General features: G+C 33.6%; 25 protein-coding genes and 1 pseudogene. 4 read left to right on the top strand and 22 right to left on the bottom strand.

Annotated elements, in window-relative coordinates:
- Positions 1-28: 28 nt before the first annotated feature.
- The 7 genes from ATHE_RS03695 to ATHE_RS03665 form a co-directional block, all read right to left on the bottom strand.
- Positions 29-241 carry a helix-turn-helix domain-containing protein gene (locus ATHE_RS03695; RefSeq protein WP_015907297.1) on the bottom strand — a complete coding sequence of 71 codons (213 nt, stop codon included), beginning with the start codon at positions 239-241 and terminating at the stop codon, positions 29-31.
- A 1,758-nt stretch (positions 242-1,999) separates the two neighbouring features.
- On the bottom strand, positions 2,000-2,932 hold the full coding sequence (locus tag ATHE_RS03690) for a sigma-70 family RNA polymerase sigma factor (protein WP_012660747.1): 933 nt from the start codon (positions 2,930-2,932) through the stop codon (positions 2,000-2,002).
- 30 nt (positions 2,933-2,962) lie between these two features.
- The gene (locus tag ATHE_RS03685) at positions 2,963-3,445 is read right to left on the bottom strand and encodes a hypothetical protein (protein WP_015907296.1); all 483 of its coding nucleotides are present in this window, start codon (positions 3,443-3,445) and stop codon (positions 2,963-2,965) included.
- A gap of 187 nt (positions 3,446-3,632) precedes the next feature.
- Positions 3,633-4,283 (bottom strand): hypothetical protein, encoded by a 651-nt coding sequence (locus ATHE_RS03680; protein WP_015907295.1) that lies wholly within the window; start codon positions 4,281-4,283, stop codon positions 3,633-3,635.
- Positions 4,284-4,350: 67 nt separating this feature from the next.
- Entirely contained in the window at positions 4,351-4,653 is a 303-nt protein-coding gene (locus ATHE_RS03675; protein WP_015907294.1) for a DUF6809 family protein, read from the bottom strand.
- A complete protein-coding gene (locus ATHE_RS03670) occupies positions 4,650-5,132 on the bottom strand; it encodes a hypothetical protein (protein ID WP_015907293.1) in 483 nt (160 codons plus the stop codon). Before ATHE_RS03670 ends, ATHE_RS03675 begins: the two co-directional genes overlap by 4 nt.
- 18 nt (positions 5,133-5,150) lie before the next feature.
- The gene (locus tag ATHE_RS03665; protein WP_015907292.1) at positions 5,151-5,357 is read right to left on the bottom strand and encodes a hypothetical protein; all 207 of its coding nucleotides are present in this window, start codon (positions 5,355-5,357) and stop codon (positions 5,151-5,153) included.
- 119 nt (positions 5,358-5,476) lie between these two features.
- Here ATHE_RS03665 and ATHE_RS03660 point away from each other — a divergent pair, with 119 nt between their 5' ends.
- The gene (locus tag ATHE_RS03660) at positions 5,477-5,638 is read left to right on the top strand and encodes a ribbon-helix-helix domain-containing protein (RefSeq protein ID WP_015907291.1); all 162 of its coding nucleotides are present in this window, start codon (positions 5,477-5,479) and stop codon (positions 5,636-5,638) included.
- Between the two features lie 110 nt (positions 5,639-5,748).
- Here the strand turns inward: ATHE_RS03660 and sigK are convergent, their stop codons facing one another.
- From sigK to ATHE_RS03630, 6 genes are all read right to left on the bottom strand, one after another.
- Entirely contained in the window at positions 5,749-6,408 is a 660-nt protein-coding gene (sigK, locus tag ATHE_RS03655; protein ID WP_015907290.1) for an RNA polymerase sporulation sigma factor SigK, read from the bottom strand.
- 85 nt (positions 6,409-6,493) lie between these two features.
- Positions 6,494-7,720 carry a peptidase U32 family protein gene (locus ATHE_RS03650; RefSeq protein ID WP_015907289.1) on the bottom strand — a complete coding sequence of 409 codons (1,227 nt, stop codon included), beginning with the start codon at positions 7,718-7,720 and terminating at the stop codon, positions 6,494-6,496.
- Positions 7,721-7,749: 29 nt separating this feature from the next.
- Positions 7,750-8,388 (bottom strand): O-methyltransferase, encoded by a 639-nt coding sequence (locus ATHE_RS03645; protein ID WP_015907288.1) that lies wholly within the window; start codon positions 8,386-8,388, stop codon positions 7,750-7,752.
- A gap of 2 nt (positions 8,389-8,390) precedes the next feature.
- Complete coding sequence (mltG, locus tag ATHE_RS03640) at positions 8,391-9,398, bottom strand: endolytic transglycosylase MltG (protein WP_015907287.1); 1,008 nt, start codon at positions 9,396-9,398, stop codon at positions 8,391-8,393.
- An 83-nt stretch (positions 9,399-9,481) separates the two neighbouring features.
- On the bottom strand, positions 9,482-11,332 hold the full coding sequence (gene typA / locus ATHE_RS03635; protein ID WP_015907286.1) for a translational GTPase TypA: 1,851 nt from the start codon (positions 11,330-11,332) through the stop codon (positions 9,482-9,484).
- Positions 11,333-11,608: 276 nt separating this feature from the next.
- Positions 11,609-12,085: a DUF5680 domain-containing protein gene (locus tag ATHE_RS03630; RefSeq protein ID WP_011916452.1), complete on the bottom strand. Its 477-nt coding sequence runs from the start codon at positions 12,083-12,085 to the stop codon at positions 11,609-11,611.
- Between the two features lie 110 nt (positions 12,086-12,195).
- On the opposite strand from ATHE_RS03630, the pseudogene ATHE_RS14945 reads away from it, so the two are divergent.
- Positions 12,196-12,429 (top strand): annotated as a pseudogene (locus ATHE_RS14945) (ISNCY family transposase); the annotation flags it as partial.
- A gap of 161 nt (positions 12,430-12,590) precedes the next feature.
- Here ATHE_RS14945 and ATHE_RS03625 read toward each other — a convergent pair.
- Complete coding sequence (locus tag ATHE_RS03625; protein WP_015907285.1) at positions 12,591-13,160, bottom strand: hypothetical protein; 570 nt, start codon at positions 13,158-13,160, stop codon at positions 12,591-12,593.
- Between the two features lie 111 nt (positions 13,161-13,271).
- The gene (locus ATHE_RS03620) at positions 13,272-14,711 is read right to left on the bottom strand and encodes an ISLre2-like element ISCbe4 family transposase (RefSeq protein ID WP_015906731.1); all 1,440 of its coding nucleotides are present in this window, start codon (positions 14,709-14,711) and stop codon (positions 13,272-13,274) included.
- A gap of 318 nt (positions 14,712-15,029) precedes the next feature.
- Here ATHE_RS03620 and ATHE_RS03615 point away from each other — a divergent pair, with 318 nt between their 5' ends.
- Together ATHE_RS03615 and ATHE_RS03610 are read left to right on the top strand one after the other, a co-directional pair.
- A complete protein-coding gene (locus ATHE_RS03615) occupies positions 15,030-16,127 on the top strand; it encodes an IS481-like element ISCbe2 family transposase (RefSeq protein WP_015907284.1) in 1,098 nt (365 codons plus the stop codon).
- 159 nt (positions 16,128-16,286) lie between these two features.
- Complete coding sequence (locus ATHE_RS03610) at positions 16,287-18,248, top strand: L,D-transpeptidase (protein ID WP_015907283.1); 1,962 nt, start codon at positions 16,287-16,289, stop codon at positions 18,246-18,248.
- Positions 18,249-18,399: 151 nt separating this feature from the next.
- On the opposite strand, the gene ATHE_RS03605 is transcribed toward ATHE_RS03610, so the two are convergent.
- From ATHE_RS03605 to ATHE_RS14080, 7 genes are all read right to left on the bottom strand, one after another.
- Positions 18,400-19,191: a hypothetical protein gene (locus ATHE_RS03605; RefSeq protein ID WP_015907282.1), complete on the bottom strand. Its 792-nt coding sequence runs from the start codon at positions 19,189-19,191 to the stop codon at positions 18,400-18,402.
- Positions 19,192-19,283: 92 nt separating this feature from the next.
- Positions 19,284-19,769 carry a hypothetical protein gene (locus ATHE_RS03600; RefSeq protein WP_015907281.1) on the bottom strand — a complete coding sequence of 162 codons (486 nt, stop codon included), beginning with the start codon at positions 19,767-19,769 and terminating at the stop codon, positions 19,284-19,286.
- Between the two features lie 135 nt (positions 19,770-19,904).
- Positions 19,905-21,203 (bottom strand): PKD domain-containing protein, encoded by a 1,299-nt coding sequence (locus ATHE_RS03595; RefSeq protein ID WP_015907280.1) that lies wholly within the window; start codon positions 21,201-21,203, stop codon positions 19,905-19,907.
- A gap of 159 nt (positions 21,204-21,362) precedes the next feature.
- A complete protein-coding gene (locus tag ATHE_RS03590) occupies positions 21,363-21,632 on the bottom strand; it encodes a WG repeat-containing protein (protein ID WP_015907279.1) in 270 nt (89 codons plus the stop codon).
- Positions 21,632-21,940 (bottom strand): WG repeat-containing protein, encoded by a 309-nt coding sequence (locus ATHE_RS03585; protein WP_015907278.1) that lies wholly within the window; start codon positions 21,938-21,940, stop codon positions 21,632-21,634. The genes ATHE_RS03590 and ATHE_RS03585 overlap by 1 nt, the downstream gene beginning before the upstream one ends.
- A complete protein-coding gene (locus ATHE_RS14085; RefSeq protein WP_049760247.1) occupies positions 21,928-22,257 on the bottom strand; it encodes a WG repeat-containing protein in 330 nt (109 codons plus the stop codon). The genes ATHE_RS03585 and ATHE_RS14085 overlap by 13 nt, the downstream gene beginning before the upstream one ends.
- 30 nt (positions 22,258-22,287) lie before the next feature.
- Positions 22,288-22,917: a WG repeat-containing protein gene (locus ATHE_RS14080; protein WP_015907276.1), complete on the bottom strand. Its 630-nt coding sequence runs from the start codon at positions 22,915-22,917 to the stop codon at positions 22,288-22,290.
- Between the last annotated feature and the right edge of the window lie 17 nt (positions 22,918-22,934).

Raw genomic sequence — 22,934 nt, 5'->3', positions numbered from 1 at the left:
AACTCAAAATTTTTGGATTCCTCTCTCCTTATCTGTTGACAACTTTGGGAGTCCCATCATCTTCAAAAATCTCATTTACAGCAACCCCATAGAATTCAGATAGAGCTTTCATCATTCTTGGGTATGCCTTCCTATACCCTTTTTCGACCTGCCACAATATGTTGTAATTGAGCCCCGTTTTTATAGATACCTTAGAAATACTCAAATTTCTTTCCCTTCTGAGTTTTTCAAGAATGTTCATAATATCACCTCCAAACATTTATTTTGTGCCGTATATAGGTTGTCTCACTTTGTGACTGTCCCATATACAATATTGTATATATCACAAAAAATTTGCCAAATCAAGTGGGAACAATAAAAAATAAATACGTATTTTATACACTTGTAAACAAAGAAATCATTGTTATTATATTGCGCAAAAATATAGTTTTGTGCAATCAGAAATCGTCCAAATATGTATTTTGTCTGTCTTTATTGCCAACTATTAGATATGAATTTTGGTTTTATTTCAAGTTATGCTAATTAATTTCCTATTTGTAAGTGCAGTTTAAAAATTTTTTGGTAAAAGTGCGACTGTTAGTTGCACTTTTTACTTGTCAGCAAGTCACCCAAATGCAAAACCTCCAGTTTTCTCAAGTTTTATCAAATTCAAAACCTTAACAAACCTTAAGTTTTACTAAGTAGCTTTTTGCTCAAAATTCTGGAGTTTAAACTAAAGCCTGCAAAGAACAGACAAGCTCCAAAAGACATTGAAAACTTGCGGTCACATATGCAAACCCCAGCGCGCTGGTCCTGATTGAAAAACTACAAGGATTTATAGGTCCATTCCCCTTTAAAATGACTTTCCAAGTTAGGAAGTCACCTTTTAGGAACTGCAAAATTGTAAGTTTTATGTTGCTCTTTTTTTAGGGACTCCGAAATTTCCGAATAGTTTATGGGGTGTCGTGAATTTCGACACCCTGTATTTAGGATGTTCCAAGTTAGAATACCCTTTGTAGAGTCTTCTCCAAAGGTTAGCATTTGTTAGCATGTTCAAGCATACGAATTTCGTCGGCTTGGCTGAAAACAGACAACGAATTTCATCGGCTGTTAAACTTGAATAACTGCCATTTTGAGATGTGCCAAGGTTGATAAGCTTTAAAGAGAGGTCAAAGCTGTAGCTTACCTTAACATTTCTTAACACAGGACAGCGTTTATAAAACAATTTGACACTTCTTGACAATTTAAAACTGTTAACCTGTTAATCTTTTCTCGATGGTTGTTAAGCTTGTTCCACTTTGACCGCTGCGGTCAAAATCAGCTCTGTTAAATTGTCAACCTGTCACGTTAAACTTTGCATTTGACACGTTTGACAACCTTCTCAAAGCGCTTTTAAAGTCTCTACAACGTGCAGAATGAGATAGGGGAATATAAAATACCATCTTGCCATTTTGATGTGCTTATAAACGATGGTAAGAATGGAATTACTGGAAAGGAATTATAAGGTTCAATTTGAACATTTAAATTACTGGCTATGCTGTGAATGTTTCAAAGGTTCAAAATGATCTTTTGAAATTTTGTATCTGTTCTCTGTCTTTCCTTTTTGTCCTGTGAAAGCTTTTTAGCCTCTTTAAAATTGCAATGTTTTAAGCAATTTTAAAATTATTTCAGACTTTTTAAGCTAAAATGCGAAATTTTGTTTGTTTTTTAACCTTTTTTGTTTAACCCCCCTCGTGTGCGTGTCAATCGCAGGTTTTTGGAGCTGGGCCCGCCGGTCTCAAGATGGCTTGCCTACTTGTCAAGGTGGGGGGATATACCAAAGTTTTATACCCCCTATAGGGTATATGGACTTTTTTCACACTTTTTTCGCAAGGTTGTAATTCAGTCGCCACAAGGTTTTTAGGCTTTTTCTGAACTTTTTTCGCAATAGCTGCGAAAAAAGTAGGTATACTAAAAACCTTGATATTCCTATTCTCAAGACTTTTTTCGCTTTTTTCGCTTTTTTCGCAAGAAAAAATTTTTACAAAGCTAACTTTTTGACCACTCTTTTTATTTGCTCTCTGTACTTGCTGCCATACTTTTGTACCATTGAAAGATGGGAAAGACAATACACAAAATAGTCCTGCAAAAGCCTTGCATTCTGGATTGTGAGATTATCCCAGTTGCGTTCTATAAACTCTTCTACTTCCCACTTGGCAACAAGAAGTTTCATTCTGTCCTGTTCGCCTTGTTGTTTTAAAACCCTCAGCTTGTCCAATTGTGGTATTGCAGACAAAACCTCAAGCTGTTTTCTTTTCTCTTCTCTATCAATAACAGTTGCCTCAACTGGTGAATAGCCAAAATTACTACCACTTGCTATATGCACAGCTGGGCAGGATATAAACACTGTCAAGTCGTCAAGGTCTGCCTCAAACTGTTCTTGTCTCATCTTGGCTATTATCTTTCTTCTTGCTTTTTTGAACACATTATCACTGGCAGGTAAATTCTTTCCTGTGGAGATGTAATATAAGACTCTTTCTTTTTCCTCTTCGGTTAAGATGGCAAAATACCTATGTAGCTTTTGGACTGTGTCTTTCCTAATCACTTCGCTTTCGACTGAATAACCATCTGAGATTATATCTGCAACTGTAGATGTATCTTCTTCGGGTTCTTTTGATACTGGACTGTCCAAAGAGATGGCACAAGATAACTCGTATTTTGGCAAGCTTCTTTTTATCTTGCTCTCAATCACCTTGCAAGCATAGGTTGAAAAACTGCCTTTGGCAGGGTCATAGTTCTTTGCTGCAACAACAAGTCCAATGTACCCTTCACTGACAAGGTCATCAACTTCATAGTAATAGCCCTTTGGACATGGCATAAATTTATTTGCAACATGATACACAAGCTTCAGGTTGTCGACAATTAAAAGCTGGCTTTGTACCTTGGCAAACTGTCTTTTTTCTGACTGCTGCATTTGTTTATTGCCACTCCTTATATTGCAAGCTTAGTTTAAAACAGAAGGCTCATCTGGTTCATGAAGTGCTTTGATAAGTTCTCTAATACTGTCTTCAATCTGCGGTTGATTTGAGTTTTTCTCATCAAGTCCAAGAGCAAGTCTCTGTCCTTTTTGCACCCTCTCAACCACCAAAGCCAGCTTTTCAAGTGCATAAATGTTTATTCTGCCATCCTTGGTTTTGATGGTTTTCTCATCATGCAAAGCCTGCCACACCAAGTCAAGAAGCCTGTCCCAAAACTCAACATGCAAAGTATTGTAGTCGCTTGCTTTTTCTATTTGTTTTTGCAATGTCTTTTCAACCACAAGCTGACTCTTGGTTTTGCTAAGTTGTCTTTTCTCCTGAGTCCAGCCTTTTGCTTTGTTTCTCAAAAATCCATAGCTTATATTTTTAGCCTGTGCAAACTCTTTGAGAGTCTTGAAATCTCCAAGCATAAACTCACGTTTTAAACTTTCCCAGTCATAGTATGGCATTTTGAAATCACCTCAAACTTATGTTCTTACTATGATTATACTATATGCAAAGCTTTTATGTCGAATTTTGTCATAATCTTGTTATGTGTTTGCAACAAAAAAGGTATCCCCAAATAAGGATACCCCCTTTTGCGAAATAAAGGGAACTTTTTGCGCGCTGACTTGCCCCGCGCGATCCATAAGCTTTTTACAAAATTTTTGACTCCCCCCTACCCCTGCCTTTTATCAGTTTCAAATGTTTTGGTCTTTCTTTAACTCTTATAGTTCTGCCTGTTTCTTCATCAAGCAAAAACTTTTTGCCATTGCTGCTTTGATACAATCTATAAGTTTTAAGCCCAAGTTCTTTTGCCATCTCTTCAGCAAGGGATGGTTTGCCTTCAAATCTTCTTAATTTGCTGACTGTGACCATGTATCTTACAAGAAATTCTTCTATGTCGTCATTGGCATAATCCCATAAAAAATCAATAACCTTGTCACCAATAGGACTGTTCATATCAACTTTGCTGAGCATTTTTTTTGTTGTGTAGTAATCTTTGGTTGAATACTTGCTACCCTTGTAAAATTTCCTGATAGGGAAGATGTTTAAAAACTGTTTTGGTGTCATTTGAGCAATAAATTGTAAGGCCAAAGTTTGCAGTGAAAGAGCAGCTTCTACATCTTCCATTGTCGTAAAATCAGTTTTTGGTTTGGTGTTTATATACCTGATCAGATAGAAAACAGTTTTTTTGAGTATCTCTTCTATGCTTTGCCCTGCTGGCTTGTCCATTTTTTGTTCAGATAAAAAGCTTGCAATTGTTCTTTCAGCAGCCTTGAGATATAATAACGCCTCTGCCTTCATAGTCAACCTCCTTCACTTGTATTTAAGAGCCGACAGGTTCTCACCCCATCGGCTCCAACATAAGCTTCTATTCTGCCAAAAGCTTTACTGTCAGTTTTGCACCATCTTTGAGACCTTGTTTGTAACCGTGAAGTTCATAAATTGCACATAGGTAGTTCTGGAGTTCTTCAATCTCTGTGTAAATTTCTAAAGCTTCTTTACTCATCAGTTCTTTGAGCTTTGCCTCAAGGATATCAATTTTGCCTGTTGTCTTTAAATACTCTGGGTCTTTTAAAATCTCGTTAGACCTATAGCTTACAAGGTCAACTGTTAGCTGCGAAAAGACTTTTTCAAATACATCATTTGTTTGAGCTTTCTCAATTGTTATCATTGATAAACCGCCTCGCTTTCTGAATTGGATTTTAGAAGTATGTTCTCTGGAATTGTAAAGCCTTTGTCCTGCCAAAACTTGAGTTCTTCATCCAAAGGTGGATATCTGAGCTCTACCAGATTTACAATACCTTCATTGTGTATACACTCTTTCAAGTACTCAAGCAATATGAGAGTTCTTAAACACTGAGAAGTTTCTCTGTTATTTCCAACTTTGAGGTTCTTTATAAAGACTGATGAGAATAGCTCTGTGCCTTGGTCTAAAAATGCAATCAAAAGCTTTCTGTAATCCATATCAATGGCAGAAGCAATTGTAAACCAGTGAGCTGTCTCTAACTCTCTTTTGGTAGCTCTTCTTATAGTGTCAATCAAAATTCCACTTGCATGGGTTACAATCTCGTCCAAAGTCCTGCCTTCAACTGCAAGTTTACAAAGCTTGTCATAGACTGGCTTAGGTATGTTCACTGTTACCTTTGGCATTGTAAAATCACGCTCCCCTTATTTTTGATATATGGCTTTGTAAAAAATTTTACTCATAAGCATGTTTACAACAGTAACTGCACACTCAAGTTCATTTTTAAGAGCTATTACTAAATCTCTCTCACCTTCTTCAAGTACTTTTTTCATAAACTCATCCATCTTGTCGCAATAGTCAATAAGGCTTGAACGCATATCCCAAAGCTGGTTATATATTTCTTTGTACATCTTCACCATCTCCCTATAGTTTTGTATCACTATTATACACTGTGTAACACCTATTGTCAAGAGTGTATTAGAGTGATATAATCAAATAGTAAACAAAGACTTTGTAAGAAGGTGATTGAATGGCTGTGTCAAAGAAAAATACTCGTGTACTTGTAACAATGCCAAGAGAATTGAGAGAAAAGCTTCAAGAGATGGCCAACAAAGAAAACAGGACTTTGAGTAATTTTGTGTTGACTATTATTCAAAAATACCTTGAAGAGTTAGAAAAGCATCCCTCATAATTTTAAAAAACCACCTTTATGGTGGTTTTTCTTTTTCTTTCATTTATTCAAATAACTACTTGGTTCGGGACCAGGAGGTCGCAGGTTCAAGTCCTGTCATCCCGACCATTTTATATACCATCACATAACTTTTGAAGTTCCCCATAGAGCTTTTGAAGTGCCTTTTTTTCTATTCGTGAAACGTATGAGCGGGAAATACCAAGCAAGTTTGCAACCTCCATCTGTGTTCTTTCTATGCCATTTTTAAGCCCGTATCTGAGCTCAATGATCTTTTTTTCGCGACCTTTTAAAATTTTGTCAAGCTTTTTCAAAAGATTTTTTATCTGGATTTTTAAATCAACCTGCTCGTCTATATCTTCCTGGTCATTTTGCATAACGTCCATGAGCGTTATCTCATTTCCGTCTTTGTCACTACCAATTGGATTTTCAAGTGAAAGCTGAGACAAAAATTTTTTGTTCTGCCTAAGATACATCAGTATCTCGTTCTCGATACATTTTGCTGCATATGTAGAAAGCTTTGTGCACTTAGCTGAAGAATAAGTCTCAATTGCTTTTATAAGGCCAATTGTCCCAACAGAAATGATATCATCTGTTAAATTTGGGAATGAAAATGTGTATTTTTTTGCTATATGCGCAACAAGACGCAGATTTTTTTCAATGAGAATATTTCGCGCCTCTTTGCAGCCTTCCCTCATCTTGTTCAGATACATTTCTTCTTCTTCAGGAGACATCGGTTGGGGGAATGAGCTTTGATTTTCGATGTAAAACATTTTTCTTATTCCCCGCCACATTTTTTAAGGTCAGCATATAGTTTATGCTCATTCCCCCATTTTGTTGCATGTCCACCATTAATTTTTAATTTTCCACCTTCTTTCTTAGCATTGCAAACTCTACAACAGGTCTGTCAAATTTTATTTTTGTAAGCTGCTGGGCATGAGGAACAACATCTAAAGGATTGTTTTCTAAGTCGTATATTTCATTAAGTTTTTGTATAAAATATTTTCCGTTTGGAAGTATAACCTCAACAGTATCTCCTTTGAAAAACCTATTTCTTTGCTCAACCACAGCCCAGCCGTCATTCAATACCTCTTTGACAATTCCCACAAATTCATATTCCCTGACATATTTGCTTGACTCAAATCTATAGTCGTCATGATCTGGCTTTCCAAAATAAAAGTTCGTTGTGTAACTTCTGTGAGAACACTTTGCAATTTCTTCAAGCCACTCTTTTTCAGGTTCAAAATGTTCAGGGTCTTTTATAAACTTGTCAATTGCTTTTCTGTACACACTTACAACTGTCGCAACGTAGAAACTACTTTTCATCCTTCCTTCAATCTTAAAAGCGTCAATACCTGCAAAAGCAAGCTTGTCAATGTGCTCAACCATGCAAAGGTCTTTCGAGTTAAAAATATACGTGCCATCAACATCTTCAAATACCTCAAAATACTGGCCTGGTCTTTTTTCTTCCATGACATAATATTTATACCTGCACGGATGAGCACACTCGCCTCTGTTTGCGTCTCTGTATGTCATATACGCACTTAGAAAACACCTGCCTGAATATGAAATGCAGACCGCTCCATGAACAAAAGCCTCAAGCTCAAGTATATCTGGAACATTTTCTCTTATTTCTCTGATTTCATCCAAAGACAACTCCCTTGCAAGTACAATCCTCTTTGCTCCAAGCTGATGCCAAAAACGAGCAGATTCATAGTTTGTTGTATTTGCCTGAGTGCTTATATGAATTGGTATTCCAAGCTTTTTAGCTTTCACGAATATCCCTGGGTCGGACACAATTATTCCGTCAAATTCAAAGCTTTTTATAATGTCAAAAAATTCATCTATTTTCTTAATATCTTCATTCCTTGCAAATATGTTAGCTGTAAGATACACCTTTTTGCCATGTTTGTGTGCAAAATCAATGCCTTCTTTCATCTCATCAAAATCAAAATTGCCCGCATATTTTCTAAGTCCAAATTCCCTGCCGCCAATATATACACTGTCTGCCCCGTACAAAATTGCAGTTTTGAGCTTTTCCAAATCGCCCGCAGGTGCAACAAGTTCAGGCTTTTTTATCTTCATCTTCTTAAAAACCTCCACAAACTTTTCTTCTACTTTCTTACGGCTATCAAGACCCCGTCGCTGATGGGAAGAAGTGTCATTACAAAGTCAGGGTCATCTTCTATCATTTTTATGAACTTGTTCATTCTTTTTGCAATTGTTATCATCCTTCTTTTAAGATATCTTCTTCCCACAACCATTCCCTTAAAAAGCACGTTGTCACATATAAGGAGGCAATTTTTAGCCATCCTCTCCTTGGTAAGGTTGAAATAATCAATGTACTGAGCTTTTGCGGCATCAAAAAATATCATGTCAAACTCACCTTCAATTGCCTCTAAAACCTCTTCCGCCTCACCACCAATAACAACTATTTTGTCCTGTGCACCAAACTCTTTTATATTTTTCTTAGCCTCCATGACCATGTCAAAGTCCATCTCTATTGTAATAATCTTTGCTTCAGGACAGCCAAGGTGCATGGACAGCGTTGAAAATCCCACTGCAGTGCCAATCTCCAATATTCTCTTTGGTTTTTTCAGCATTGTAAGTATTGTTAAAAGCCGCGATACCTCTTTTGAAACTATTGGTATATTTTTCTTTTGAGCCTCCTTTTCAATCTTAGAAAGTCTTGGGTCCAAATTTGTAAGCTTACTTCTTATAAACTGGTTTAAAATGTCCTGTGATATATCCATTTTTATTTTTTCCCTTCTTCTATTTGTTTTTGAGCCCTCAAATGGTCTTCAAATGTCTTTGAAAATATATGAGTTCCATCCTTTTTGGCAACAAAAAATAGATAATCTGTTTTTTCAGGAGCTAAAGCTGCAAGAAGACTTTTTCTGCCAGGGCTGCAGATAGCAGAAGGCGGCAGTCCTTTTTTTAGGTATGTATTGTACGGAGATTCTATTCTAACATCCTGCAAAGAAAGAACCTCTTTGTGAACAGGCAACACATATTCTACCGTTGCACAGCTTTCAAGTTTTATGCCTCTTTGTAGCCTGTTTGAAAACACACCAGCAATAATCCCTCTTTCGCTATCTTTTTTTGCCTCTTTTTCAACAATTGAAGCAAGTATAACTGTTTGAATATCATCTAAATTTGTTGTCTTTTTAATTTTTATGTTTTCATATACTTCTAAAAATCTATTTAGCATCATTTTTATAATATCCTTTTCAGAAGCGCCGGGATATACTTCATATGTATCTGGAAACAAAAACCCTTCAAGCTTATACTTTACTTCTTTCGAACTGTATTTATACTTAAAATTAAAGTCGTAACTATTAGCAGTTTCCAAAAACTTGTTTTCATCTACAAGTCCAAGACTTTGAAGTTTTTTGGCAATTTGCTGGACCGTAAATCCTTCTGGAATAGTAAACTTAATAGCAACTTTTGGAACAAAACCTTTTTCAAGAACTTTGCAAAGCTCTCTATATGTCATATCAGATGAAAGTTTGTATTTTCCTGCTGCTATTTTATAGTTGTTGAGTTTGACGTAAAACATAAAAAAGTATGGGTTTTCAATAATTCCATTTTTCTTTAAAATCATAGCAACATCTTTTGTGGATGTATTTTGTGGAATCTCAACCATAGCTTCGATTACTTTTTCTTTTTGAGGTTTGAAGAATACATAAATAAGTGAAACCATTAAGACTAAGAAGAGTAATACAACCAAATAATATTTAAAACTTTTTTGCCATAATCTCATAGTACTATTTACCTCAAAACTTTTCTTTTGATTTTTATGCTAATATTATACCACAATGAAAAACTAAAAAAGAAAAAGAGCCGTCAATAAACAGGCTCCTTTTCCTCTTTTTTGGCTCTTGCTTCCATCTTCTTTCTCATCTCATGATTTAAAATCTTTTTCCTAAGCCTTAAGCTCTTTGGTGTCACTTCTAAAAGCTCATCCTCTGCCAGAAATTCTATACACTCCTCAAGCGAAAGCTGCAGAGGTGGAGTTAAACGCAAAGCTTCATCAGCCGTTGCTGAGCGCATGTTTGTCAAGTGTTTTTTCTTGCAAACATTGACAACAATATCTTCTGGGCGCGAACTTTCACCAACAATCATACCTTCATACACCTGAGTTCCTGGGCCAATGAAAAGCCGACCTCTCTCCTGGGCATTGTAAAGACCATATGTCACAGCTTCACCAGTTTCGAATGCTATGAGTGCTCCTCTGTTTCTTTCAGGAATGTCACCAGCATATGGCATATAGTCATAAAACACATGGTTCATAATGCCATTGCCCTTGGTATCTGTCAAAAACTCAGAACTAAAACCTATAAGCCCTCTTGCAGGTATTATAAACTCAAGACGCATAAATCCATCGTTTAAGATAGTCATATTTTGAAGTTGTGCTCTTCGCGGACCCAATTTTTCCATGACAGTGCCCATAAATTCTTCTGGAACATCAATTATCAAATATTCATACGGCTCATAAAGCTCACCATTTACAATCTTTGTTATAACCTGCGGCTTTGAAACCTGAAACTCATAGCCCTCTCTTCTCATAGTCTCAATTAAGATTGCAAGGTGAAGCTCCCCTCTTCCTGACACCTTAAATGAATCGGGTGAATTGGTCTCCTCAACTTTCAAACCCACGTTTCTCTCAAGTTCTTTGAAAAGGCGCTCTCGTAAGTGCCTTGATGTTACATACTCACCTTCTTTTCCTGCAAAAGGTGAGTCGTTTGTTGAAAATATCATGGAGATCGTTGGCTCATCAATCTTGATAAATTCCAAAGGTTCTGGATTTTCTGCATCTGCCACTGTCTGCCCAATGTTGATACCATCTATTCCGGCAATTGCAACAATATCACCAAGCTTTGCTTCGCTACATTCTACCCTTTTTAAACCTTCAAACTGATACAGCTTCGTAACCCTTGTCTTTTGCAAAACTCCATCTTGTTTTGTACAAACTGCAACCTGCTGATTGAGTTTTACACTGCCTCTTACAACCTTACCAATTGCAATCCTTCCCAAGTAGTTGTCATAGTCGATTGATGTCACTATCATTTGAAAAGGTGCATCAATTTCACCTGTTGGTGCTGGAATATTGTTTATAATCATTTCAAAAAGTGGCTCTAAATTGTGACTTTCATCTTCTAAATCAAACTTTGCAATGCCTTCTTTTGCTGATGCAAAAACATATGGAAAGTCAAGCTGGTCTTCATCTGCTCCAAGTTCAATAAACAAGTCTAACACCTTATCCAAAACTTCATAAGGCCTTGCAAAAGGCCTGTCAATTTTATTTATAACAACGATTGGCTTGAGTTTAAGCTGAAGGGCTTTTCTTAAAACAAACTTTGTCTGGGGCATTGGACCTTCATAAGCATCTACAACCAGAAGCACACCATCTGCCATGACAAGCGACCTTTCAACTTCACTTCCAAAGTCTGCATGCCCCGGTGTGTCTATTATATTTATTTTTATTCCTTTGTACATAATGGCTGTGTTTTTTGCCATTATGGTAATTCCTTTTTCTCTTTCAAGCTGGTTTGAATCTAAAACTCTTTCTTCAACCACTTGATTTTCGCGGAATATTCCACTTTGTTTTAGCATGCTATCTACAAGGGTTGTTTTACCATGGTCAACATGGGCAATTATAGCAATGTTTCGGATGTCGTCTCTTTGGGTTAGCATTTTTAGGTTTTTTGCTGCCTCCTTTTATAAGTTTGAAGATAGCTTTTAATTTTAAATATATGTAAGTAAAAAGTCAATAACTAAATAACCTGACAAATCAAAAGCAGGGGGAGTGAGTAACCCCTGCTCTTAATATGCATAACTTGTGGTTGTTATGTTTTTGCACTATAATATCTTATGACTGTGGGGATATTTTTTTATCTCTTATATAACTATTTTTACCTTCAATAACTATATCTTCTATTTAACAATTTTTATTTTCATAAAAATCCATCCTCATATTTTCACAATTCCAGATGCAATGTGTTGGGCAATTAATTCTTTATCATAATAAATATCAGTTTTTTCCAATACTCCCGTTGCTTTAAGTTCAAATATCGATTTATATTTTAATAATTCTTTTTCGTATGTAAAATCCTTAAATAGATTATCCTTGCATTCCACTAAATGCTTAGCCCTAGCTTCTTTTAAAAAATCATATACTTGATTTGCACCAATTGGACATTTATCCAAAACATAACCAACATAATCACATATCCATACTACTTTATTACTGTCTTTCTCAATTATTATTTCAACCCCTGCATAGGGATTAAATCCACGATAAGAATCTTTAAAAATGTATCGGTTTATCTCCTTTTTAAACTCCCAATCGTAAACATCTGATTTTTCATATGGATTAAACTCCTTAGTTTTCTTCACATAGCAAGACAACCTTCCTTCAATTATTGTCCTTTGCAATAAGTCCAACATAGTAATACTCCCTCTATTTCTTAATTTTTTGTATTTTGTAAAAGTATTCAACTAACCACGCGCCAAAATTCCGCTAAAGATAATGCTAAATTTACTCAATCACTCTCAACAATTCTCAAAACCTCTACAAAAAACAAATTGTCATTAGGCAAACTATTTCTTACCCTAAATCGCACATCGGTTCTGATTACCTTCCTAACATTTGACCATATTTCTTTGTTCTCTGATTTTCTTTTGCCTGCTACATCTTTTCTCTTGCTTTTTGTTCTCGTTCATCACATTAAACCTTAAATTGTTTCAAACTTACTGTCAAAAAGTTTCACAAACTTAAAAAGTCTATCGCTTACAACTTTATTTTTTTATTCTTATTATCTCGTAATCGTTCATTTGATATTTTTTGGTTACCTTCAGGCCTTAAAAAAAGTTTATTAAGAGAGTATAGGATTGTATATTGTCTTTTTTAAGAATCGTTAATAATTCTTATTAATTCAAGTTGATTGTTATTTTAGTATCCAAAATTACTTCCATTCATGTCTAATTCTGCAAGCATTTGATTTACAATTAAGTAATTATAAACTGGAATTGCACCATCCCAATAGCCAATATTAAACCCAATTGGATTGAGGTAACTTTTAAAGGAAATTTTTTCGGCTTTTTTTAAAGCTTCTTTTGGAGGGTTAGGGAATAAAACATCTTTCCCAAATTTGATGTTATCAAGGGTTATTTGCAATGTTGTAAAATTACCATTGTAAGTAATAATTATTTTCTTAGTTTTATAGTCATTTTCATCAATATAAAAGTTATATTTAACAGGATTTATAGGTATCATTTCAAGCAAATCATCACTTACAAGATCTAAGAGATCAGTTACAACATCCAGACTCCCAGTCACATCTCCTTTATCTCCCAATACTACATTTACACTATCTCCTACTAATCTTCCAAATATATTTGCTACGCTAAATAACTTTTTAATATTTTCTTTTAAGAATTTTTTGGTGCATGCTTCCATTTTACTTTGAGAAACAGTAATTAATGCATTTTTTGTCTTTAATTTTTTCCCTCCAACAAGCACTATTTGGTCGAAAAACTTTGCTTTTTCACTTAGAATAGCATTTTTAAGATCCTGGTTGAAGTCTTTTCTACTTTTTAGATAGTGTCAAGAGTTTGTAGGAAAAAATTTTTATCAGAATATACCTGCATTATAGAAGCTACAACTAATCAAAGACTTTAATGCTCTTCGTAACTGGTTAACTTTACCATTTGCTATAACTGGTATATTATTCCACTTTTCCGTACCTTTTCGTACTCTTTTCCCGTTCTTTATAATTCCTTTTGCTATTTCTTTAACTTCTTGCCTTTCTGACTTCTTGGCTTTTATCTTCTCTAAATATACATTCATAAGTTCAAAACCATTATATTTTAAACTCAATAACTTTACCATGGTCTCCGCTATATCTTCGCTCCATCCTCTTGGTCTTGAACTCATCCTCTCTGCTAATACATGACTTACATGCCCTTCTGCACTACATCCCTTTATATTAACATTCGCTGCTTCTAATACTATATTATCCCAGTGCGAAAGTATGTATCTCCTTCCCTTCTTTATCCTCCTCTTAGCTAACTCATCTTCTTTTACCTCCTCCATCTTTTCTTTTACTAATGCCTCAAATCCCTCTCTATCCTTCTCTCTTAATGCTTTCAAAATCTCATTAAATAATTTTCTATCCCCTCCTGCTATTTTCATTATCTCCTTCGTTAAGTGAAACTTATCTAATACAAATTCCGCTCCATCTATCCACTCTAATCCCTTCTTTATCCAATTAGCTCCATCTCCTAAAAGATATATGTTTTCTATCTTCTCAACTTCAAAATTCTCTTCAATATACTTACCCACTTTTGCCCAAAAATCATCTGCATCCTCTTTTACACTGCTAAAATAATGCAAATCCTTTAATTCCTTCCTAATAACAACGCCCTTCTCTTCCTTATATCCCGTATTTATGTAAGCAAGCTTCGCTATCTCTTTCTTCCCATTCTGTAATGAAATATGGTCTTCATCCGCCTCGATATAAAGCTCTTTTACAACTTTCTTCTCTCCTTTTACACTCTTGCTATGCTGGATTTCATCTAATTCTTTACTATCTATCCCTTTCAAAATATTCATTACACTTTGTCTACTAATCCTATCCTCCCCTAATACTTCCTTTGCTGCCTTCTCATATGACATGTCTACTACTCTCTCTATTATCGCTCCCTTTACCGCATTGTCTATCCTTTGATATCTCTCTATCCCTAAAACTATATCAACTAAATAAACATATCCTTTGCCTTCCTTATCTTTGTAATATGTTCTCTCATATTCAATATCACCAAATATTGTCTTTAAACCCCTCTTGTCTCTCCTCACAACTTCATACCTCTTCTTCCTCTCTTCGTTTTCTTTCAATGATTCATCTATAAGTTCACATGCTTCCTTTATCATCTCCTTGCCTATCAGGTCTAACTGCTTCTTAAGTTCAATTGAATATTCCGCTAAATCCTTCTCCCTTTTCACTATCTTCTCTAATCCTTCCTCAAAAGTCTTTAAAAGTTCTTCTATTTTTGATACAATATTTTCAGTCATTTTGCTCCCTCCTTTGGTTTGTTTTTCCTTTTTCTTTTTTTATTTTTTCATCATTATATTCTACTTCATTTTTTCTCTTCTACCAAGAGGAGGGAGCTTTTTTCCATCCAATGTCCTATAAATATTTTACACTAAGAAAGTTTTATACTCGAATAGGTGTAGAGATATTTACCACAGCGAAAGAATGTGCGAAAATAGTGAGGAGAAACTCATAAAAAGAATTGAGGCTGCCTCCATCCTGTTTGATATAATTAAAAAGTGTAATCTCCCATTCAAAAGAAAAATCAAAAAACTACCAGGATGGGAGGACAGCCTACTATGAATATTATATCATATCATGAAATGAGAAAAATATCTCCCGAAAAAGCAAGGGAATTAATCCGAAAAGTGTTTGAAAATAATAACAAAAACGTATCAAGAACTGCTAAAATATTAGGTGTATCAAGACATACTGTCAGAAGAGCAATATATGGTCCCCTTGAGGATAAATCAAGAAAACCTAAAACTTGCCCCAGAAAACTTTCTACTGAACTTGAAAATCTCATTATCGAGGAATCTAAAAGAACTGGCTTCAGATACAGACGTTTGTCTCTTTACCTGCTCAGAAAATATGGTATTAAAATAAGCGAAAATACAATAAAGTCTATTCTCAAAAGAAATGCTATACCAAAAAAATCAAGAAAGACAAAAAAGGGTGAAAGAAGTTTGTACGATTATGAAGCCCTCATTCCATTTTCTGAATTTCAACTTGATACAAAACATCTTTTAGATAAAGACAGTCTTCCTGAAGAGGTATATGAACATATGAAAAAACACAATTTACCTTGCTATGAGTGGAACATGATAGACATTGCAACAAGAGCAAGATTTACAGCCTACTCCTATGAACTTTCATCTGCTTTTGGCTTTATGTTTATATCCTTGGTGGCTTTATGGCTAAGAACGCATAATGTAAGAAACCCAATAAAAATCCGATTGGACAATGGAGAAGAATTTTGCGGAGGAAGTGAAAGAAAGCTAAAGGAGTGGAATGAGATGTTTTCTATTTTGGGTGTAGAACTAAATCCTATTCCACCAAGAGCAAAACATCTTATGGGGGTAATTGAAAATTCACATAGAGCAGATGACGAATATTTTTTAATGATTCATGCCGAAAGATGTAAAAACAAAGATGACTTTATTCAACGAGCTCAAAGGTGGCAGGATACGTGGAACTTTTTTAGACCTCATAATGGTAAAGGTATGAATGGGAGGACACCATTTGAAAAATTCATAGATTCTAAAACTCTGGTCTCCTCCCATGTGTTTCAGTTCCCTACTTTACTTCTTGAAGACTTATTAAAGAAAGTAGGAACTTTTTATTCTCTATTCTGTAATAAATTAGGTGGTAAATATGTCTTCACCACGTGCCATTAGAAAGTTTATATGGCTAAAAGATTGGAACCAATCTTATTATATTAGCTTCATATTAGTAATATATTGCAATTTTCCATATTGTCAGATATTATTTATTATAAAAAACTCTTCTGAATAATTTACTAAGACTTTAAAGAAAAGGGGTACGTAATACCGAAGATGAAAGAAAATCTATTAAACTTTAGCAAAAACACTTACTCAAAATTAATTGTTCTCATGCTCTGCTGTTTATTTACAATATTTAACTCAACTATTTCACAGGGTGCTGTACCAAAAGTAAAATATGTGACTGCAGAAGAATTTGTTCAAAAGGTTTTTGTAGCTCTCAAGATAATTAACCACTCACAAGATCCCTTGAGCAAAGCAAAATTATTAAAAGTTCTTCCTGCAAACTTGAACAAAAAATCTATTATCACAAAAGCTCAAGCTTCATATATTCTGTGGCATACAATACAAAATTTAGAGTCTTTAAAACAGAAATTATTGCCAGCTAAAACTAACATATTATCCTGTTGGGACTATTACAGACAAACTGGAAAAGGGTTTATAACAAAAAAAATTCCGACCGAAATAGCACTTCTGTATTATAACTTCGTGGTAATAGAAAAAATATACAAAGATGGCCACAAAAAATATGTCTTTGTTTGGAATCCATATACCAAAGCGCGAACACAAGATGACTATATGAAATTGGTAAGGGATTTCATAAATAAAAATCCACAAAAGTACAAAGTTGCGCTCAGGGAAAATACAAAAACACTATCGGTAGATTACATAAAAAAAGTCTTTCCAATTATTGATAAATCAAATAACCTTCCTTCAACCATTTTCAATAAAGTATATCAAAGTGTATACCAAAATACATATCAGGATACTGAGAACGTCGTGTTAAACCAACTTTATACTGCCAATGATCAAGTTTACTGTTATTTTTTAGAAGACAAAATCCTTAAGGTTGCGAAAATTCAGAATTTCAAAACTTCATTTTTGGGAAAAGAATACAATGTAAATGTAAAATTAGATCCTCGATGGAACAAATTTATTGAGGACTACATTATGTCATTAAAAAGAGACTTTCCTGTTAATCACGAAAGATTTAAATACATTGTTGCTGATATATTTTCTACCCCTGTAAGTTTTCAAGAATCTATTCTTCGTTTATTAGATTTGGGGTTATTAACACCTGAAATTAATCCCTACGACCAACGCTTTTATATCTATCCAAACAAAAGACTCTCAAGCACAGAGGTAAATGAAATTATTAATAGAATATCAAAAAATGAAAACTTATCTTTTGACGAATTTAAAGTAGACAACAAATTCTTCAGAATTGACAACCTTAGATTTTTAAAAATGCTAAAAAGCCTTCCATTAAAAACTCAAAGTAAATTGAAGTTTACATCAAATCAATTTGGTATTGATGAATTTGGAATTTATATAATTGTTGAAGGAACAAAATATTATCTTGCTGAAACCCTTCCTAAGGACGGGAATATATTTTACTATATAAAACCTTATATAACCTATGCAAAAACAAAACTTCAGTATAAAAATCTCATCCCAAAAGATCAGATAATTGAAGTATTAAGCGAAGTAGATGGTATTTGCCTTGTAAAATATAGGAATTCTAAATTATGGGTACCATCAAGATATTTGACCATTTTACCGCAAAGGAAAGTTTTTCTTAACCCACTAACAAAAGAAGAAGTTGAAAAATTTATGAATTCACGAGTAAAAAATGAAAAATCAAATTATTTTATATGGGTTGACTTGGCAAGACTATCAATTTATTTGATGAAAAAAGAAAATAATGCGTATGTTCTTATCAGAACAATTGATTGCTCTGCAGGGGCTGAATATACCCCTACATTGAGAGGTTATTTCAAAAGTAAAGCCAAAGTTTATAAATTTTATAATACACGATATAGGGCGGGAGCAATGTATGGATTGGTGTATTCTGGTAATTATATGATACATTCTGTTCCAATAGACCAAAAAGATGAAATTATCAATAATTCCATAATACAAAGAATTAGCCATGGTTGCATCAGGGTCTCTTTGAGCGATGCAAAATACATTTACAGAAATGTGCCAACTGGAAGTATAGTGTGGGTGAATTAAAAATAAAGGGGCTGTCCAAAAAGATAATTGGATAGCCCCTTTTCTTACAATATATAGTTTTTGATTTATTTAACTTTACCTATATATTGCGAAATAAGAATTTTAAAATTTTGTTTTTAGACAACCCCTTCTTGGATTTGTATTATTCATTTTAATGGGTATATACATTTATTGGAATAACATGTGTTTTATGTAAATAATCAAAGTCATATGGGTAAAAGTTAAAATCCATATATAGCTTTGAATTTAAAGTGCCTTTGAAATCTTTTAAAAATACCGTAAATGTATTTCTCTGATCATCAAATAAATCTGACATTGTAGCCAGTATGTTGTATTTTTGCCCGTTTTTATCAATTATATATGCAGTTAAATTACACGGAATAATAGAAAAAACAGAAGCAATTGTATGAAAATCTTTTTCATGTTTTTCATCGTAATAATGTATACCTGTCATTGCTAAAACGTAATGAGACTTTGGTGGAATCGAAACTTCTAATCTCAACTCATCACTCTCATAGACGTTCGAAAAAGTAGTCTTTTCCCATTGTGAACTTTTCATGTTCCACCTATAGACATTTAAAATCTTTATATTTTGTGTATCTATTTTTAAATCAATATCAATTGTTTCTTTAGGTTTTTTAATAACTAAATCTCTTTTTGGCTTATACGCTAAACAATACATACCATAGTATGAAGGGTTACCTCCAAAAATCCATACTTTCCCATGATTTCCTACGTCAAATTTAATACTTCTTCTAATACCAATATTGCAAATTATTTTGGAATATGACCACTTACTATTAAAACTAATATACAATTTGTCATTTAGTCCTACTCCACCAAATCCATACAGGATATGAAAATTGACTACCCCAAACTTACTTATATCTAACTTTACACTCTTATTATTATCAACCTTAATTTTTGCAAAGGCATATTCCATTGCATCCGAATTGTTTGCACCATAACCAATTTTTAGGTAATGCTCGCCTTTAGTAACTAATAACGGTATAAAGCCATTTTTGTCCGTTTTTCCTATATATATATCTCCCTCAAGATATCCCTGCTAATAATAAACACCTGAGCATAAGAAATTGGTTTAGAGCCATCGTATATGTGCATATTTACAACTTTGTCTAATGACATATTTGAAGTAATATATACTTTATCTGATATGGAGCTAACATTTGTAAAATTAAAATTTCTTTTTATCAAAAGTCCGTTTGAAGCAATATAAATGGTCATTTTAGAATTCTGAGTTACTGATAATTTTACTGATTTTTCTGTAGAATAGTAAACAGTTCTATCATCACTAAATAGTTCAAATTTAGAAAGTAGCTTATCATTATACTTTACATAAAAACTCACCAATTTTGATTTCTGTGCTTTATTATTTTGCATACTAGCAAAAGCTGTACTATCTCGGAAAAATAGAAATTCAGAAAAAATATTTAAAATAATAAAGCTCAACAAAGGAATGATTAAAAAATTCAATTTAAACTTTTTTGAACTTATTAACATTTTAAACCCCCTCTCTCTATCCTATTTTAGTCCTATATGTTTTGTAGAAGTGCTTAATATACATCATAAAAAAGTCCTAACGGCTATATAATTTTTAGTGCATTTGAAATGTATATCATGAATCTATAACAGATATTAATATTTTACCTCCCTATACATTACAGTTATCGCATCTTCCAAACCTTTGCTCAATCCGCGCATATCTCCGTCTTCTGACCGGGAACATCCAACAGCCATGTATCTTCCATCATTTTTTGTAGAAACAGCATTAAACAAAACTGTACTACTTCCTCCACCTCCAAAAGATTTTGCCCATTTTATATTTCCATTTATATCAAACTTTACAATAATTGCATAGTACCCACCTTTATTTAATCCTTGTAAATCTCCATCCTTTGAACCCGAAAACCCAACAGCTATGTATCCTCCATTTTTTACACATTCTATTGCATTAAATATATCACAGTCACTTCCACCGAAACCTCTTATCCATTGTATATTCCAGTTTGCATCATATTTGCAAATTATAGCTTTGTCTTTATATTTGTCAAATTTTAAACTACCTACTCCAGCTGCTATAAAACTTCCATTTGATAAAGATACTATATCGTATAAAATTATATTGGCATCTTCTTTTTTCTTCCATTTTATATTTCCTTGAGAATCAAATTTTATGACAAACCCATTACGTTCTCCATTTTTTGATTCTAATGAAGCAAAGACTATATATCCACCATCTATTGTTTCTGACAGTTTACCAAATCCATCATCACCTTCACTGCCAAAACCCCTCTTCCATTTTAAATTTCCTTTTAAATCATATTTTACTATTATTCCATCCCATTCACCCTTATTTAAACCTTTCATATCTTTATCCGATGAATATGAATGTCCTGTCGCCACATATCCTCCATCTTTAGTTTCTATCACCGCTGTAAACTCATCAGAAAGACTACCTCCAAAACTTCTTATCCATTTAATATTTCCTCGAGTATCATACTTAACTATTACTGCATCGCTTTTTCCTCTATTTAGCCCTTTCATATTTCCATCATTTGAACATGAAGTACCTACTACTATATACCCGCCATCTTTAGCAGTTGATACTGCAGTAAATCCATCATCTCCACTTCCACCAAAACTTTTTCTCCATTTCAAATTACCTTTAGAATCATATTTTACTATTATTGCATCACTACTGCCTCTGTTTAGTCCTTTCATGTCTCCATCAGTTGAGAATGAATATCCAACAGCTATATATCCCCCATCAAAGGTTGAAATCACATCTTCATAACAATCACTCCCTTTCCCACCAAAAACATTTATTTTCTCTACCTTTATTTGCAATGCATTAACATTTAATAATGAGTCATATAAAATCAAAAATACAGCTAAAACTATTGCAATAAATTTACAAATCCCTTTGTTCCTCATAAAAAATCTCCTAAAAAACATTTCTTTACACCCCATCAAGTTTTTTATTTGTTTTATTTATTTGAATTTTAAGAAACCCAAACTTCCCATCTTTATATACAACATAGTCCCATTCTGTGCTATATTCTATAGGAACTAAAATATAACTAAAATCAATATTTAATTTATTAACTTATTTCCTTTTTTATCTATAAAGTAATAACCATCGTCAGTGCTTACCAAAGAAAAACCCTTTTTAAAACTTTCAGCATCATTATATTGAGGTTTTATTATTTCATTACCCATTTTATCTACAAATCCCCATTTACCATCTATTGTTACTGCTGCTAATCCTTCTTTATAGTCCTTTACATAATCATATTTTGGTTTTACAACTTCATTACCTTTCATATCTAAAAATCCCCACTTTTTGCCGACTCTAACCGCCATTAGTCCTTCACTAACCTCCCAATATAATCATATATTGGACTTGATAATTCCTTTCCTGTTTGTCTATCTACAAGCCCCCATTTGCCACCTATTCTAACCTTTACAAATTTCTTTTCCTTTGAATAATAGTCTACAAAGTCATATTTTGGAGGAATTATTTCTTTTCCTGTGCTTATATTCACAAAACCGTATTTAATTTTTCCTTGCTGCGTAATTTCAACCATTGCAACAGAGTCACTAAAGTATTCGATCCCATTATATATTGGTTTGATTATCTCTTTTCCTGTTTTTTTATCTATAACCCCCATTTACCTCTAGCCTTAACCATAACTAACCTTTTATTAACTTGCAATAAATCGTTATAAAATGATTTAATTTCGTCATATTTAGGCTTAACAACTTCTTTGCCTGTCTTATCAATAAAGCCCCACTTTCCATTAAATTTAACTGCAGCCAATCCGCCATTAAAAGCCTCTACATCTTCATATTGAGGTTTTATAACTACCTTCCCTTTCTTATTAAAAAACCCCCACTTGGGATAAAATGCTCCTAAACCGAAAGCTGCTAAACCTTCTCGAAAACTATCTACAAACCTCTTCCATCTGGCATCATATGGCAATTTCAATATTTTCCTACCTGATTTATCTATAAAATATCACCAGATGCCTTCTACAACTGGCGCTAATCCTTCACTGAAAATGCCTGCATAGTTATATTGTGGTTTTATTGCTATTTTGCCATTTCTAGCATCAACAAATCCATACAATCCATTTATTCCTACTGTTACAATGCCTTCGCCAATTCCTTTGATTTCATCATATATTGGCTTCACAACTACAACTCTATTTCTATTAACAAGACCTATTTTATTGTTTAGCTTTATTTCAATCAAAATATCTCCATTGCCATAATAATAACCAGATGTAAAAGAATCATAATCATATTTGACCGGTAATATTTCTTTACCAGTAATTTTATTTATCAATCCACATTTATTGTTTATTATAACACGCACTAAATTCTCAAAATAGTCACTATTTACAACATAATCATATTTTGGTGCAACCAATTCTTTTCCTGTCTTCTTATCCACAAAACCATATTTACCTTTATATTTAAACTCAATTAAACTATCACTAAACATGCAGTTTACTTCATCATATTTATCAGGTATACGAATTTTAGAGTTTCTTATATCTATTACACCAAATTTACCATTGCTACTTCTATATACAACAATATTAGAATCTATATATACTGCTTCTCCATCATATTTTGGTTCCATTATTATATAAATATCCT

Source organism: Caldicellulosiruptor bescii DSM 6725 (genome assembly GCF_000022325.1).
GTDB classification, from domain to species: domain Bacteria; phylum Bacillota; class Thermoanaerobacteria; order Caldicellulosiruptorales; family Caldicellulosiruptoraceae; genus Caldicellulosiruptor; species Caldicellulosiruptor bescii.
The sequence above is the reverse complement of the archived record's forward strand: the minus strand, read 5'-3'. Positions and strand labels throughout refer to the sequence as shown.